We start from the raw sequence: 14,989 nt of genomic DNA, 5'->3' as shown, positions 1-14,989 counted from the left end.
GATAAAACAAACCAGGGGTTATCGTTTTATTCCTTCGGGTCCGGTTGCTGACATAATCCGATATTCCATCTGTTTTTCAGTCCAGAAAGCAATCCGTTCCCGGAGATAGGAAATCCAGCCCTTAACCTCAGTTTCAGGATGGCCTTTGGAAATCATGTCTTTGATGTAATTATCAATCACTACGTCGGTCTTCTTTTTCCACTGCTCAATCTGCGCGGCATCCAGATCAATGAACTTGACACCTGCTTCTGCTGCATAATCTTTGCCGACGGAATCAATTGAATTCCACATCAGGGCAAATTTTTCTTTGTATTCGCCAGCCAGCTCGTCAAGAATCTCTTTCAGATCCGCCGGTAATTTATCATAGCTTCTTTTGTTCATGATAACATAAAAGGTATAGATATTGCCCACCTGCCAGCTGGATGTCACATAATTGGCCACCTCGGCGAACCGAAATGTCTTGAGGGTTTCAAAAGGGGTGTTCACCCCTTGAATGACACCCTTGGACATGCCGTCATACACCTCCATGATGGGCATGGGAGCCGGCGATGCGCCTAGTGCTTTCACGGTATCCCCCACACGGCCGGGTCCTCTGATGGTCAATCCTTTAAAGTCTTCCAGCGTATTAACCGGTTTGGTGGTGATCATGACATTTGGGGTGCTGGCATGCATCCACAGAACCTTGACCTTTTTCCATTCCTTGGGTTTGAATTTGTTGTAAAAATCATTGACCACCATGTTGGACACCCATCCGCTGGGATAACCCAGGGGCAGGTCACAGGCTTCGGTTACAGGAAAACGACCGGGTGTATATTCAACATGGGCAAACCCCATATCGGCAACTCCGAGTTCGATGCCTTTGTACATGCCGGGTGGCTTGAGAAGGGAGCCGCCGCCCAGATACTGGGTTTTGATTCTGCCGCCGGAGCGTTCTTCCAGTTCTTGAACAAATGCCTCACAAATTTTTGATTGTTTGGCCGGGCCGGGAAAAATATGGGCAAATCTAAAATTGAACGTATCTGCTGCATAGACTTGCGGACCACCAATGGAAAATACAAACGCCATTGATAATAGGACCAGAACAAACAATCTCCATCTTTTTTTCATTTTCAAGATCTCCTTTTGTTTAAGTTTGATACAATGTTGATTCTCAAATACCCTAACATGTTAGGTATCTATTCTTAACATGTTAGGTAAATTTATCCAACCCATATTTTGATGTCAACCTTCTTTTATGGTTTTAACCCGGTTTTTCCCATGGTGCCGATCACCAGCAATTCTCGTCGGGGGGGATCAGCCTTCTCATATGATCTCATTATAAATCTATAACACAAACCCATTGTCCGGCGACGATTACGTCTTATAATGAGAATCGCCGGCCGATGACGGATCATCCTTGATAAGTTAATCCAATTATGTTAGGCGCTTTTATGATTATAAAAAAAATGATGAAAACTGGAAAAGAAAATGGATAGGAGAGAAAAATGTTGAAAATAGGGATTATCGGTGGATCAGGACTGGATGACCCCGGCCTTTTAAAAGATCCGGAAGAACTTGACCTCTCAACGGAATATGGCAAGCCGTCTTCCCTTCTATTGTCCGGGAAGATAGGAGAGGTGGAAACGGTCATCCTTGCCCGGCATGGCCGACGTCACCAGTACAGCCCCACCCAGGTCAATAATCGCGCCAATATCAAAGCCCTTCAACAGGCAGGGGTTACCCATATCATTGCCACCACAGCCTGCGGCAGTTTGCGCCGGGAGATAGACCGGGGGCACCTGGTGGTTTTGGATCAATTTATTGATTTTACACGATTCCGGAAGACGACCTTTGCAGACTCGTTTGAAAATGGTGCCGTCCATAATGACATTGCCCAACCGTTTGATGAGGGTTTAAGAAAACAACTCTATGAAACGGCAAAACAACTGGATCTGAATGTCCATGACAAAGGGTGTGTTGTCACCATTGAAGGTCCGAGGTTCTCCACGGTTGCTGAATCCAAAATGTTCAGGATCTGGGGGGCGGATGTGATCAATATGTCCATTGCCCCGGAAGCCATGCTGGCAAATGAAGCCGGTATCCCCTATGCTGCGGTGGCCATGTCAACCGATTATGACTGCTGGAAAGAAGATGAAGAACCGGTTACCTGGGATGAGATCCTGGCCGTATTCAACCGGAATGCCGATAATGTAAAGACATTGCTTGTAAGGGTGATACAGGAATTAAAAGCCTCAGCCCAGAGAAAACATAACATGTAAAGGAAAGAGAAATGGATTTAAAAGAAACCATCCGAAGTATTCCAGACTGGCCCATCGATGGCGTAATTTTCAGAGACCTGACCACATTGATGAACAACCCCCAGGCGTTCCGGGAATCCTGCGATATCCTGTATGAACGATATAAAGACATGGGGGTTGAAAAAATTGTGGGGATTGATGCCAGAGGGTTTGTCTTTGGCGCTGTCCTGGCCTATAAACTGGGGATCGGGTTTGTTCCGGTCCGGAAAAACGGCAAACTGCCCTCGAAAACCATCCAGGAAGTTTATAGTCTGGAATATGGAACAGATATCCTTGAAATCCATGAAGATGCCTTTGAAAAAGGTGAAAAGGTTGTCATTGTAGATGATTTGATCGCCACCGGCGGCACTGTCGGGGCCACGGTCAAACTGGCAAGAAAAGCCGGCGCCCAGATTCTTGAATGTGCATTTATCATTGAACTTCCGGATTTGAAAGGCCGGGATCAAATTCCAGACTGCAAGGTATTTGCCGTCACAGAATTTGAAGGCGAATAATCGTTTATCACCGGGCAGGATCCCTCTTTTTTCCTGCCCGGAAATTTTACCGGTATTGGGTTACAGCGTTACCGCCCTTTCTTCCAAAATTATATACAACGATTGTCGCCTTTCGGTATTGTCAGATCCGCTGACGTATGGGGTGGTTTATTCGTGCACCGGGGTGAATACCCCCGGAAACAAAAAGGTGCAAAACTGCGATCCTTTTTGTTGTGTCCCCCAGACCAATGCCATGTTTTTTTTCGTAACTCTTTGTAATTTAATCAAAAAAAATCTTATTTAGAAAATATTTTTTTCTGGCACATGGATTGCATTTATGAATTGCAATTGTGAACTGCAATTGTGTGATGAAAATCAAAGTGACGGATTGACTGAAAAATTGCAATGACGACGATAAAACCATTATCAAGGAGATCTACATGCGCGTGAGCACATTATATAAAAACAATCAACCGGTTCTTTCAATGGAGTTTTTCCCCCCAAGAAATCAGGCCGCATCTGAGACATTTAACGGCGTGATCGATACCCTGTCTGCTCTTGATCCCGACTATTTATCCATTACGTTCGGCGCAGGCGGGTCCACAAGGGATGGATCGTATCAGGCCGTTAAAGTGTTGATCGTTAATAAAAAATTACCCACGGTTGCCTATATTGCCGGGTACGGGCTCGGCCCGGATGATATCCGGGAGGTCCTGGATAAATACAAGGAGATCGGGGTTGAAACCATCTTTGTTATACGAGGCGATAAACCAAAGACAGATGATGCGGCACTCCATCCGGACAGTTTTTTATATGCATCTGATTTGATAGCCTTTATCAAGTCTCATTATGATTTTACACTGGGGTGTGCCGGTTATCCGGAAGGTCATATTGAGGCTGAAAGCCTTGATATGGATATCCATTACCTGAAGCAGAAAGTGGAGAATGGTGCGGAATATGTTGTGACACAATATTTTTATGACAATGCCTATTTTTTTAATTTCGTTGAAAAATGCAAAGCACAGGGCATTGACGTTCCCATTATTCCGGGAATAATGCCTGTCTATACGGTTAACATGACCCGGATGCTGTCAAAAGTCTGCGGGTCCACTATAACAAAAGCATTGGACACCCAATTAAATGCCGTCAATCCGGATGACACGGACAGTGTTTTGAAACTGGGGATAGAATTTGCCACAGAACAGTGCCGGGGGCTTTTGAAAAAAGGCGTTCCAGGGCTTCACTTTTATACGATGGATCGAAGTAAATCCACGGTTGCGATTGTTCAGCAATTAAGACAGGAAAACCTGTTATAATTGTCTTGATCGGTGGACGGCCCGTATGGCAATAGCTGGATGACGTCTGTTTTGACAAAATTGAAAGGTTGAAACGTATCGATAAAAGAGAACAATTGAAGAAAGGGCAGCGGATTGCATTATTTTCTACGCTGTTAATATTCGCTTTGGCTTTGCTGAAAGCATTTGTCGGCCATCAGTTTAACTCTCCTCTGCTGGTTGCAGATGCCTGGCACAGCGGCTCGGATATTTTAATCAATCTTTCCTCACTTGTGGGCCTTAAATTTGCGTCAAAGAAGAAATCCAACAAATTCCCATACGGGCTTTACCGGGCGGAAACCATTGCCTGTCTCCTGATTGGTGCCCTGATTTTTTTTATCGGCACGGAGTTGTTTAAAGAAGGCTGGCACAAGCTGTTTCTGATGGATGCCCAGGATGGGTTTCCAATATTTCCCATTGGCGCGTCTGTTGTTTCCTGCATTGTCGCAACTGTTTTAGCGGTTAAACAGCGGGCTGTGGGAAAGGCAATTGGCTCCCAGGCCCTTTTGGCAACAGCTAAAGAAGCGTTTTTTGATATCTTCACCTCCTTGTTTGTTTTGGTTGGTATTCTTTGTGTCTATGCACAGGTCCCCTATGTGGAAGGGGGGATTATTGTCATCATTGCCGTATTGATCCTGAAACTGGGGATTGAAACCGCCTGGAAATCCATCATGGTTTTAATGGATGCAGACATGGACACGGATTTGAAGATGGAAATAGAAGGAAAATTAAGGCAGCTGCAGGGGGTTACAGGTGTTGAAGACGTTAAAATACGGCAATCGGGACCATTTAAAATCGTTAATTGCATCATTAAAACAACCCCCTCCCTGATATTGTACAAATCCCATGAGTTGGCGGATATTGCTGAAAATATGCTGTTGTTGGAATATCAGACGATTGAATCTGTTTTTATTCATGTAGAACCGGAAAAAGAGCGGCTCAAAAAAGTCGTGATTCCCGTTCACGATAAAAACGGTCTTGATTCCAGACTGCATCCGCAGTTCGGCCGGGCTCCCTATTTTATTATGTTGAATCTCAGCCAGGGCGGTGTTGAGATTGATTCCTATCTGGACAATGCGTTTCTGGATAAAAAAGGGCATGTTGGACTTAATGTTGTAAAATCAATGATTGAATACAAGATTCACCTGTTATTTGTTTCAAGTATTGGCGAAATTTCATTCCATTATTTAAAAAATAATTTTGTGGATATCGTCAACGTTGATGGAGAAATGACGGTAAAAGAAATTGTCAGTCTTTATACAGCAAACAAACTTCATCCCATTACCAAGCCCGATTTGTCAAAACGAAATTTTTAAACGAATGATATGCAACAAAAAAAATCCTAAAATAACGTGATCCCGTTTAAGCTTCATGACAGAACTCCGGCAGTCTAAAGCGGGTCATTCAACCCATTTTTTATGGTGCAAACACCAATGAAGAAAAAAAGGCCCCTATTGGATACATTATCCCAGAATGCGACGGAAATCATTCTTGAAAGCATATCTGATGGTGTTTTTACAGTTGACCATGAGTGGAAGATTATGTCCTTTAACCGTGCCGCTGAAAAAATTACCGGTATATCACGGGAAGAGGCGATTGGCAGGCATTGCTGGAATGTTTTTCGATCAAATATGTGCCAGAACGAGTGCGCATTAAAAAAAACCATGCAGGAAGGCAAGTCCTTCTTCAGCAGTTCCACTTATATCATTAACAGCAGGAAAAAACGGATTCCCACCATCGTTTTCACGTCTTTGTTAAAAGACAAAAATGGAAAGATTATCGGTGGGGTTGAGACCTTCAGGGATCACAGCCTTGTGGAAGAGCTTCGGAAAAAACTGTATGACAGTTTTCAAATGGGGGATATGATCAGCCGCGGCCAGGAGATGCGGAATATCTTTAAGATTTTGCCGAAAATTTCTCAAAGTGACAGTACCGTACTGATCCAGGGAGAAACCGGTACGGGTAAAGAATTAATGGCAAGGGCCATTCACAATTTGAGCCCCAGAAAAGGGGATCCGTTTATTGCGATTAATTGCGGCGCACTCCCTGATACCCTTCTGGAATCTGAATTGTTTGGATATAAAGCAGGTGCGTTTACCCATGCAACCAAAGATAAACAGGGGCAACTTTCCCTTGCAAATGAAGGGACGATTTTACTGGATGAAATCGGCGATACGAGCCCGTCTTTTCAGGTCAAGCTCCTTCGGGTTCTGGAAGAAAAGAAAGTGTTGCCCCTGGGGGCTGTTAAAAAGGAAAAATTAAATATACGGGTCATTGCCGCTACAAACAGAAACCTGGCGAAAATGGTGGCGGAGCATACCTTCCGGCAGGACCTTTATTACCGCATCAACGTCATACAGATAAAACTGCCGCCCCTCAGACAACGGATGGAGGATATTCCCCTTCTTGTGGATCATTTTATTGCCAGCCGGAATAAAATACGGGGAAAATCCATCAGCGGGATCGATCCAACAGCACTTGGCATCCTGATGGCCCATGATTACCCGGGAAACATACGCGAATTGGAAAATATTATTGAACATGCCTTTGTCCTGTGCTCTGAAGGGGATATCACCCCGGACGTCCTTCCATCTGCGCTTACCCGGCAATCCATGATGGAAATAGAGGATGACCCATCACCATTTCCCTTGAAATCGGCAGAAATCAAAGTGATAAAAACCTACCTGAAAAAAAATAATTATGATCGCAAAGCCACTGCCAGGGACCTGGGTATCCACAAAAGTACCTTGTTCAGGAAAATTGACAAACTCGGAATCCAACTGCCTAAAATCGACGGGCGGTCCAAACGCGTGTAACGGACAGGTGTGCTGCAATGTTACGTCACTATACCGTTGCAGTTCTGCGTTTGTGTACCGCCTTTCAACGCCCTGTTTTATTTGTTTATTTTATAACTATTTGATTTTAAGTCTATTTTTTTTAACTGGGATGACAGATGGCACCTGGCATTCTCCTTGCAATACCTTATCAAAAGAACGTATGGCACCCATACCTTTTTTTAACCCTAAGAATGGAGAACACCATGAAAATTTGCATCAGTTCAACTGGAAAAGATATGAATTCCCAGATAGACCCCCGATTTGGCAGATGCGCGTATTTTATCATTGTTCAGACAGATGATATGCGCTTTGAAGCCCTTGAGAATACCTATCAATCCCTTGGAGGGGGGGCCGGTATTCAGGCGGCAAACTTTATTCACTCAAAAGATGTTCAAACCGTTTTGACAGGCAATTGCGGACCCAATGCCATGAATGTCTTTGCAGAATGCAATATTCCGGTTGTTACGGGACAGGCAGGTTCGATCAAGGACGCAGTGGCGCGATTCAAAGCGGGCGGTTTGACACCTTCTGATCATCCAACGGTGAATGAAAAGGCTGGATTGGCATCTGCACCAGGTCAGGGGAACCCTATCCTCCAGGGCCAGGGACGCGGAATAGGGTGTGGCGGCGGCCGGGGCATGGGCGGCGGCGGTGGTCGCGGCATGGGCGGCGGCGGTGGAAGAGGCATGGGCGGCGGCGGTGGTCGCGGCATGGGGGGCGGCGGCGGCCAGGGCATGGGCGGCAGGCGGGCTTAACCATAGGGCCGTGTCGTGAAATCGCATCGTTATACCATGGCAACTCTTTGAGGAACAATGATATGAAAGTTGCAGTTACGATCTGGGATGAAAAAATTTCTCCTGTTTTTGATTCCGCTCACACGCTTTTGATTGTGGATATCAAAAATGAACAAATAAAGAATATATCGTATCATTCATTTGAGCCGAAATTCGAAGCGCGCCTTACAGAGGAGTTAGGTCATCTGGGGGTTGAGGTCCTTATCTGTGGCGCTATTTCCGAAACGCATTCGACACTGATTGAAGCCAGTTCCATTCAGTTGATCCCCTTTATCGGCGGCAATGTAACCCAGATTATTGAAACCTATGCCAAAGGCAATCCACTTGCCCCGACGTTTTTAATGCCGGGATGCCGGGCGGATAGTCCTTCCCTGTGAAGGGGATTGCCTGGGGTTGGGTTGCACTATTGCATTATACCTTGTTATAAGGTCGCAGTTTTGCTTCCTGCTTTTTTTTTGTTTTTTTAGCTTGGGTTCAATACCGTCTCAATCCCTTTAAATATAAAGGGGTTGGTGCAGGTTCAGAAATAGTCTCCTACTGGCATGTTGTTTGCAATATATAATGCAACAGGGGAAGGAGATATCGTGGCGTTGCCCATAAATTGGAAGATACTTTTAATCGATGACGACGAAGATATTCGGGATATTATGGCAATTACCCTGAAAGATGCCGGATATTCAGTCATTTGCGCGCCGGATGGCTATGCGGGCCTGATGCTTGCCACACGGGAAGAACCCCAGATCGTCATCACCGATATTAAAATGCCCGGCCTGAACGGTCTTGAAGTCCTTGAAAAAATAAAAAAAATAAAACCTGAAACAGAGGTCATTGTTACCACGGGGTTTGGCGATATTAAACAGGCGGTCAAAGCCCTGCAGTATGATGCATCGGATTTTATTTCAAAACCCATTGATGACGGTGCCCTGCACATGGCTTTGAAACGGGCCATGCAACGATATGTTGATCGAAAACAATTGTCGGACTATACCTCCCTGCTTGAGAACGAAAATTTGAAAACCAGTGCTGAACTGGTAAAGAATGTGAATTTTCAAAGCAGTCTCATTGAAAATTCAATGGATGGCATCCTTGGATGCGATGAAAACGATACTGTTTTGACCTATAACAGGAGCATGGAAAAACTGGTGGGGTATCCAAAAGCCCTGGTATTGAAAAAAATGAGGGCAAAGGACTTTTTTAAACCCGAACGGTTTTTAAAATTAAAACAAGATCTGTCCGGCAGCCATTTCGGTGGCGAAAATCGGTTGTTTCTCTATGAAACCGCCCTGCTTTCAATGGAAAAAAAGGATATTCCGGTTCAAGTTTCCGGCTTTATCCTCTCCCGGGATACGGTCCAAAACAGCATGGTGCTGTTTATCAGTGATTTGCGGGACCTGAGAACCCTGGAACAGCAAGTGACGGATCAGGCAAAGCTGCTTCACCGGGAAAAATTGATATCTTTGGGACGGCTTGCAGCAAGCATGGTCCATGAAATTAACAACCCCTTGTCCGGGATTTTGAATTATATCCGGCTGATGATTAGAATCAGCGGCAAAGACGGTAACATGGCAAAGGATTTGACACCGGATAAACTCAACAAGTTCGCGTCTTATCTGAAAATTATAGAATCTGAGACCCAGAGATGTTCTGATCTTGTGTCGGGACTGTTGAAATTTTCAAGGCGAACAAAACTGGAACAAAACAGTATTGATGTCGCAGACCTGATTCACCACAGCCTTTTGTTGTGCAACCATAAGCTTGCTTTGAGCAATATTGTTTTAAGCGAGCATTGCGACCCTGAAATTCCCCCCATATGCGGAGATTTTAATCAGCTGGAGCAGTGTATCATCAACCTGATTTTTAATGCCATTGATGCCATGAAAAATGGGGGGGCACTGGAAATCCGGACAGGGTTTAACCGGAAAGAAAACCTGGTTTTTATTTCCATAAAAGATAATGGAAAGGGGATTTCAGAAGAAGATTTGAATTTTATTTTCGAGCCTTTTTTTACCACAAAAAATGAAGGGTATGGCGTGGGACTGGGTCTGTCCTCGGCCTATGGCATCATTGAAAAGCATAAAGGAACGATTGTGGTGGAGAGTCGTCTGAATGCCGGTTCTGAATTTATGATTAAGCTTCCCCCAAAGGAATCGGAAGATAAAAGTAAACGAGACTAAAAACAATATCAATCATATTGGAGGTACCATGTCTGGAAAGTTTGCCCCTGGAAAGACTGCCCGTTTGACCGTTCAACCCTGCAAGATCGGTTTTTATATCTGCCATTGCGGGTTGAATATCGCCAGCAAGGTGGATGTTGAATCTGTCAGAGATTATGTGAAGACCCTGGAAGGGATTACGGTATCAAGGGATTATAAATTTATGTGTTCAGAACCGGGTCAGGCCATGATTGAAAAAGATATCCGGGAACTGGGACTGAATCGTGTGGTGGTGGCATCGTGTTCGCCCAGACTTCACGGAAAAACCTTCATGGAAACCTGCCGACGGGCAGGGCTCAATCCGTATTATTTCCAAATGTCTTCTGTCAGAGAACAGGTCTCCTGGGTGACTGAGGATGAATCCCTGGCCACCCAAAAGGCAAAGCACCTGGTGACGGCTGCCATTCAACGGGTGAAGTTTCATACCCATCTTGAAACAAAAACATCCGGTGTAAATCCCAACGTGGTGATCATTGGGGGCGGGATTGCGGGCATGCAGGCGGCCATTGATATCGGGAATTCAGGTCACAAAGCATATTTGATTGAACGCGAGACCACCATTGGCGGTCATATGCTTCAATTTGACAAAACATTTCCCACCCTTGATTGTGCCGCCTGCATCGGCACCCCCAAAATGGTGGAAGTGGGTCAAGATCCGAATATCGAGCTGCTCAGCTTTAGTGAGGTCACCAATGTTTCAGGGTTTATCGGTAACTTTACATTGGATGTCAGGCGAAAATCACGATACATTAAACAGGACCTGTGCACGGGCTGTGGTGAATGTGCCACTGTGTGCCCTGTTTCCATCCCCAACCCCTGGGATGTGGGTATGGCATCAAGAAAGGCCATTGGCCGGTCGTTTCCCCAGGCAATCCCCATTACCTATAACATTGAGAAACGAGATCTTGCCCCTTGTCGGTTAACCTGTCCTGCCGGGATTAATGTCCAGGGATATATTCAACTGATCGGTCAGAAGAAATATGATAAGGCCGCCCGGCTGATTATGGAGAAAGCCCCGTTCCCTGGTGTGTTGGGAAGGGTTTGCCCCCATCCCTGCGAAGCCGAATGCCGGCGAAAATCAGTGGATGCACCCATTGCCATCAAAGAGCTGAAACGATTTGCTGCTGACAGGGCAGCCTTTGAGACTGCAGACATCCCTGATATTATGGATCGGGAAGAAACCGTTGCCGTCATCGGTGCAGGGCCCGCCGGGTTGACGGCTGCTTATTTCCTGCGTCTCAAGGGATACCGGGTGACGGTTTTTGAGCGATTGCCGGTTCCCGGCGGGATGCTGAAAACCGGGATACCGGATTACAGACTTCCGGCAGCAGTGCTTGACAGAGAAATTAACTTTATTCTGGCCCACGGGATCACCCTTGTCACCGACACGGCTTTTGGAACGGATGTGACATATGCGAGCCTGACAAAGGCGGGCTTTTCTGCCATTTTTTTAAGTTCCGGTGCCCATGAATCTCTCTCCCTCGGCCTTGATGGAGAAGCATCGACAAAAGGGGTGATGGATGCCGTGACCTTTTTACGGGATGTGAACCTGGGCCGCCAGACAGATTGTGGACGAAAGGTGATGATCGTCGGCGGCGGTAATGTGGCCATAGATGCGGCAAGGTGTGCCAAAAGGACCGGCGACTGTGATGTTTCCATTCTCTATCGGAGAACCCGGGAGGAAATGCCGGCATATGAGGAAGAAATTATCGGGGCCATGGAGGAAAACATTCATATTTTAACCTTGACGGCACCCATCGGCATTATCAGCAGGGATGGCAGGATTCAAGGCATTGAATGTATAAAAAATCAATTGGGTGAAGCAGATGCCTCCGGGCGCAGGCGACCGGTCAATATTCCCGGCTCTGAATTTGTTATTGACTGTGACACCCTGATTCCGGCCATTGGTCAGCGAACAGATCTGTCCTGGGCGGATTCAATGCCCGACCTTGAGATCACCCCCTACAACCGGATAAAGACCCATCCGGTGACCCTGCAAACCTCCCTGGAAACGGTTTTTGCAGGCGGCGATATGGTCACAGGACCTGCAACGGTCATAGAGGCCATTGCCCAGGGAAGAAAAGCAGCCGTTGGTATTGATAATTATATTAACAAGGTTGAAATGGATCAAGCGGACGATATGTTCCATCCGGGGGTGACACCTGAAAATTATGCGGACATCCCCTTAGATACGGCGGTTGAACACCGGGTGCAGGTTCTTTCGGTTGATCCGCAACACCGGGTTCAGTCGTTTGAAGAAGTTGAAGCAACCCTGACGGAAGAACAGGCCGTAAAAGAAGCGCAGCGGTGCCTGAATTGTGCGACCTGCTGTGAATGTATGGAATGTGTCAGTGTCTGCGAGGCCAAAGCCATTGATCATTTTATGAAAGAAGAAACCATCCAGGTACATGCCGGCAGTATCATCCTTGCCACCGGTTATGACGCTTTGGAACCCACCCCCCTGAAACAATTCGGGTACGGCCGGTTTGCCAATGTGTTTTCTGCCCTGGAATTTGAACGGTTAAGCAATGCCACCGGTCCCACCGGCGGTAAAATTTTGATCCGGGATGAGAATAATGCGTTTACAAAATCACCGAAAAGTGTGGCCATTGTTCATTGTGTCGGGAGCCGGGATGTGAATTTTCACGAATACTGCTCCCGGGTCTGCTGCATGTATGCCTTAAAATATACCCATTTGATCAAAGAAAAAGTGGGACATGACACCAAGGTCTATGACTTTTACATTGATATGCGGTGCTTTGGTGAAGGGTATGAAGAATTTTATAAACGGTGCCAGGAAGAGGGAACAATTTTTATCCGGGGAAAAGTGGCCCAGATAACCGATAAAGCCCGTAATCCTTCGGAACAGGGGAAATTGATCGCCATTGCAGAAGATACCCTTTTAGGGGAACTGCTTCGGGTCCCCGTGGACATGGTGATTCTCTGCACCGCCATCCAGGCCAGAGAAGATACCGGAGATGTGGGACGGGTGTTTGGCGTCAACCAGGGGGCAGACGGGTTCTTTCTTGAAGAACATCCCAAGCTGGGCCCCTTGAATACGGCAACAGAAGGGGTTTTCCTCTGCGGATGCTGCCAGAAGCCCATGGACATACCGGATACGGTGTCCCAGGCATCGGGAGCGGCTGCAAAAGCCTTGTCCCTTGCGGCCAGGGGCCAGGTTGATATCTCGCCCACCATTTCTTATATAGATCCTGATATCTGTGTGGGGTGTAAAACCTGTATCAGCCTTTGTCCGTATTCAGCCATTGAGTTTGACGACAGACGGCAGGTGTCGGTTGTCAATGAAGCCATCTGCAAGGGATGCGGGAGCTGTTCCGGGTTTTGCCCCAGTGGCGCCGCATCCAGCAGACATTTTACCCCAAAACAGATTTTTGCCGAAATCAGCGGTATTTTTTAAGGAGAATAAAATGGAACCATTTGAACCTGTTATCATCGCTTTTGTCTGCAACTGGTGTACGTATACGGCTGCGGATCTTGCAGGGACGTCACGATTGTCTTACCCCACAAACATCCGCCTGATCCGGGTCATGTGCACGGGAATGGTCGATCCGCAATATGTGATCAAGGCATTTCTTGAAGGCGCAGATGGCGTTTTGATAAGCGGTTGCCATCCGGGCGACTGTCACTACATCAATGGTAACTACAAGGCAAGACGCCGGATTAAATTATTAAAAGAAATCCTTCCCCGGTTTGGCATTGAAAAGGATCGGTTGCGGCTGACATGGATCGGGGCAAGCGATGGTATCGAATTTGCCGAAATCATGACGCAGATAAATGATCAAATAATTGAAATGGGGCCTTCTCAGACAAGATTGAACAAGGCCATATGATGGAAAGGAAATCATTGCCATGATGACTAAAATAGAGCGTGAGGATAACAGTTCTGCCAAAGGGTTGCAGCAGTTTTTTAAACAGCTCCTGGAAATGCAGGAGATTGATGCCCTTTTTCTGCCGGTCAGATTAAATGCGTCAACGTCCATTATGCCGTCCCTGGTGACAGATCCGGCTCAACTGGAAAATGCCGTGCCGTTAAGCCCGTCGTTTCCCCTTAATTCGGCAAGGATGGTATCCCGTCTTTCATATAAGGCATCGGGACGGAAAACAGCGGTATTGCTGCGGCCTTGTGAAACCCGTGCGTTTATTGAACTGATAAAGCTCAAACAAGGCTCCCGCCAGGAGTTGATCCTGATCGGCATGGATTGTCCTAAAGCACTGACCTCGTCAGATTATGCGGCGTATGCCAAACAAGCACCCCTGGCGGATGATGCCTATATTGAAACGGTTTTTTCAGACAACAATGATACGCTGAACGGGTTTGAATTCAGCAGTGCCTGTAATACCTGTGAGCATCCGTTTCCCGTTAACACGGATATCAATATCCTGCTGCATGGTGTTGACCTTTCAGATGGTATGGTGGTGACAGCTGAGACTGAAGCCGGTCAACAGGTCCTGGGACGTCTGAACCTGCCGGAAGCCACAGCCCCGGCCAGGCGGGAGGAGAGGATACAGCAGATAAAAGAGGGGAATTCAACGGCCAACACGGCAATGATTGAAGATATCACAGACAGGACAGACAGTATTGTGAAGCTCAATGCTTTTTTTGATCGGTGCATCAATTGCTATAACTGCCGGAACATGTGCCCGGTCTGCTATTGTAAAGAGTGTGTCTTTAATACCGATGTGTTTCATCATCAGCCGGTTCAATATCATCAGTGGGCAGAAAAAAAAGGCAGCATCAAGCTGCCCACGGATACGACCTTTTATCATCTCACCCGAATGGCCCACATGAGTCATGCCTGTGTCGGATGCGGTCAGTGTTCCAATGCCTGCCCCAGCGATATAAATGTTTTCCAATTGTTTAAGAGCGTGGCCCGGCTGACCCAGGCAGCTTTTGAATATTCACCGGGAACAGATGAGAATGAATCGCCTCCGTTGTCTGTTTTTTATGAGCGAGAGTTTGAGAATACCGTGGGTATTGCAAGGGAAGAATAGAATAACATTACGTTGAATCGTTATGAAA

12 protein-coding genes are annotated in these 14,989 nt (G+C 46.4%); 11 read left to right on the top strand and 1 reads right to left on the bottom strand.

Features of this window, described 5'->3' with window-relative positions:
• Nucleotides 1-18: 18 nt before the first annotated feature.
• Complete coding sequence (locus tag Q1Q15_RS15050; RefSeq protein ID WP_300461573.1) at nt 19-1,107, bottom strand: TRAP transporter substrate-binding protein; 1,089 nt, start codon at nt 1,105-1,107, stop codon at nt 19-21.
• Nucleotides 1,108-1,484: 377 nt separating this feature from the next.
• Between Q1Q15_RS15050 and mtnP the strand changes: the two genes are divergently transcribed.
• From mtnP to Q1Q15_RS14995, 11 genes are all read left to right on the top strand, one after another.
• On the top strand, nt 1,485-2,258 hold the full coding sequence (gene mtnP / locus Q1Q15_RS15045) for an S-methyl-5'-thioadenosine phosphorylase (protein ID WP_300461570.1): 774 nt from the start codon (nt 1,485-1,487) through the stop codon (nt 2,256-2,258).
• An 11-nt stretch (nt 2,259-2,269) separates the two neighbouring features.
• On the top strand, nt 2,270-2,791 hold the full coding sequence (locus tag Q1Q15_RS15040; RefSeq protein WP_300461568.1) for an adenine phosphoribosyltransferase: 522 nt from the start codon (nt 2,270-2,272) through the stop codon (nt 2,789-2,791).
• A gap of 419 nt (nt 2,792-3,210) precedes the next feature.
• Nucleotides 3,211-4,086, top strand: a complete 876-nt coding sequence (locus Q1Q15_RS15035) for a methylenetetrahydrofolate reductase (protein ID WP_300461565.1) — start codon at nt 3,211-3,213, stop codon at nt 4,084-4,086.
• 95 nt (nt 4,087-4,181) lie between these two features.
• Entirely contained in the window at nt 4,182-5,420 is a 1,239-nt protein-coding gene (locus Q1Q15_RS15030; RefSeq protein WP_300461563.1) for a cation diffusion facilitator family transporter, read from the top strand.
• A 117-nt stretch (nt 5,421-5,537) separates the two neighbouring features.
• Entirely contained in the window at nt 5,538-6,920 is a 1,383-nt protein-coding gene (locus Q1Q15_RS15025) for a sigma 54-interacting transcriptional regulator (protein WP_300461560.1), read from the top strand.
• 224 nt (nt 6,921-7,144) lie between these two features.
• Nucleotides 7,145-7,696, top strand: coding sequence for a NifB/NifX family molybdenum-iron cluster-binding protein (locus Q1Q15_RS15020; protein ID WP_300461558.1), 552 nt, complete (start codon nt 7,145-7,147; stop codon nt 7,694-7,696).
• 62 nt (nt 7,697-7,758) lie between these two features.
• Complete coding sequence (locus Q1Q15_RS15015; protein ID WP_300461555.1) at nt 7,759-8,112, top strand: NifB/NifX family molybdenum-iron cluster-binding protein; 354 nt, start codon at nt 7,759-7,761, stop codon at nt 8,110-8,112.
• Between the two features lie 207 nt (nt 8,113-8,319).
• Nucleotides 8,320-9,909 carry a response regulator gene (locus Q1Q15_RS15010; RefSeq protein WP_300461553.1) on the top strand — a complete coding sequence of 530 codons (1,590 nt, stop codon included), beginning with the start codon at nt 8,320-8,322 and terminating at the stop codon, nt 9,907-9,909.
• A gap of 28 nt (nt 9,910-9,937) precedes the next feature.
• Nucleotides 9,938-13,366: an FAD-dependent oxidoreductase gene (locus tag Q1Q15_RS15005; RefSeq protein ID WP_300461550.1), complete on the top strand. Its 3,429-nt coding sequence runs from the start codon at nt 9,938-9,940 to the stop codon at nt 13,364-13,366.
• A gap of 10 nt (nt 13,367-13,376) precedes the next feature.
• Complete coding sequence (locus Q1Q15_RS15000) at nt 13,377-13,799, top strand: hydrogenase iron-sulfur subunit (protein ID WP_300461549.1); 423 nt, start codon at nt 13,377-13,379, stop codon at nt 13,797-13,799.
• A gap of 19 nt (nt 13,800-13,818) precedes the next feature.
• A complete protein-coding gene (locus Q1Q15_RS14995; RefSeq protein ID WP_300461546.1) occupies nt 13,819-14,961 on the top strand; it encodes a 4Fe-4S dicluster domain-containing protein in 1,143 nt (380 codons plus the stop codon).
• Nucleotides 14,962-14,989: the final 28 nt, after the last annotated feature.

The sequence above is a fragment of the Desulfobacula sp. genome (assembly GCF_030145145.1).
Taxonomy (GTDB): domain Bacteria; phylum Desulfobacterota; class Desulfobacteria; order Desulfobacterales; family Desulfobacteraceae; genus Desulfobacula.
The sequence above is the reverse complement of the archived record's forward strand: the minus strand, read 5'-3'. Positions and strand labels throughout refer to the sequence as shown.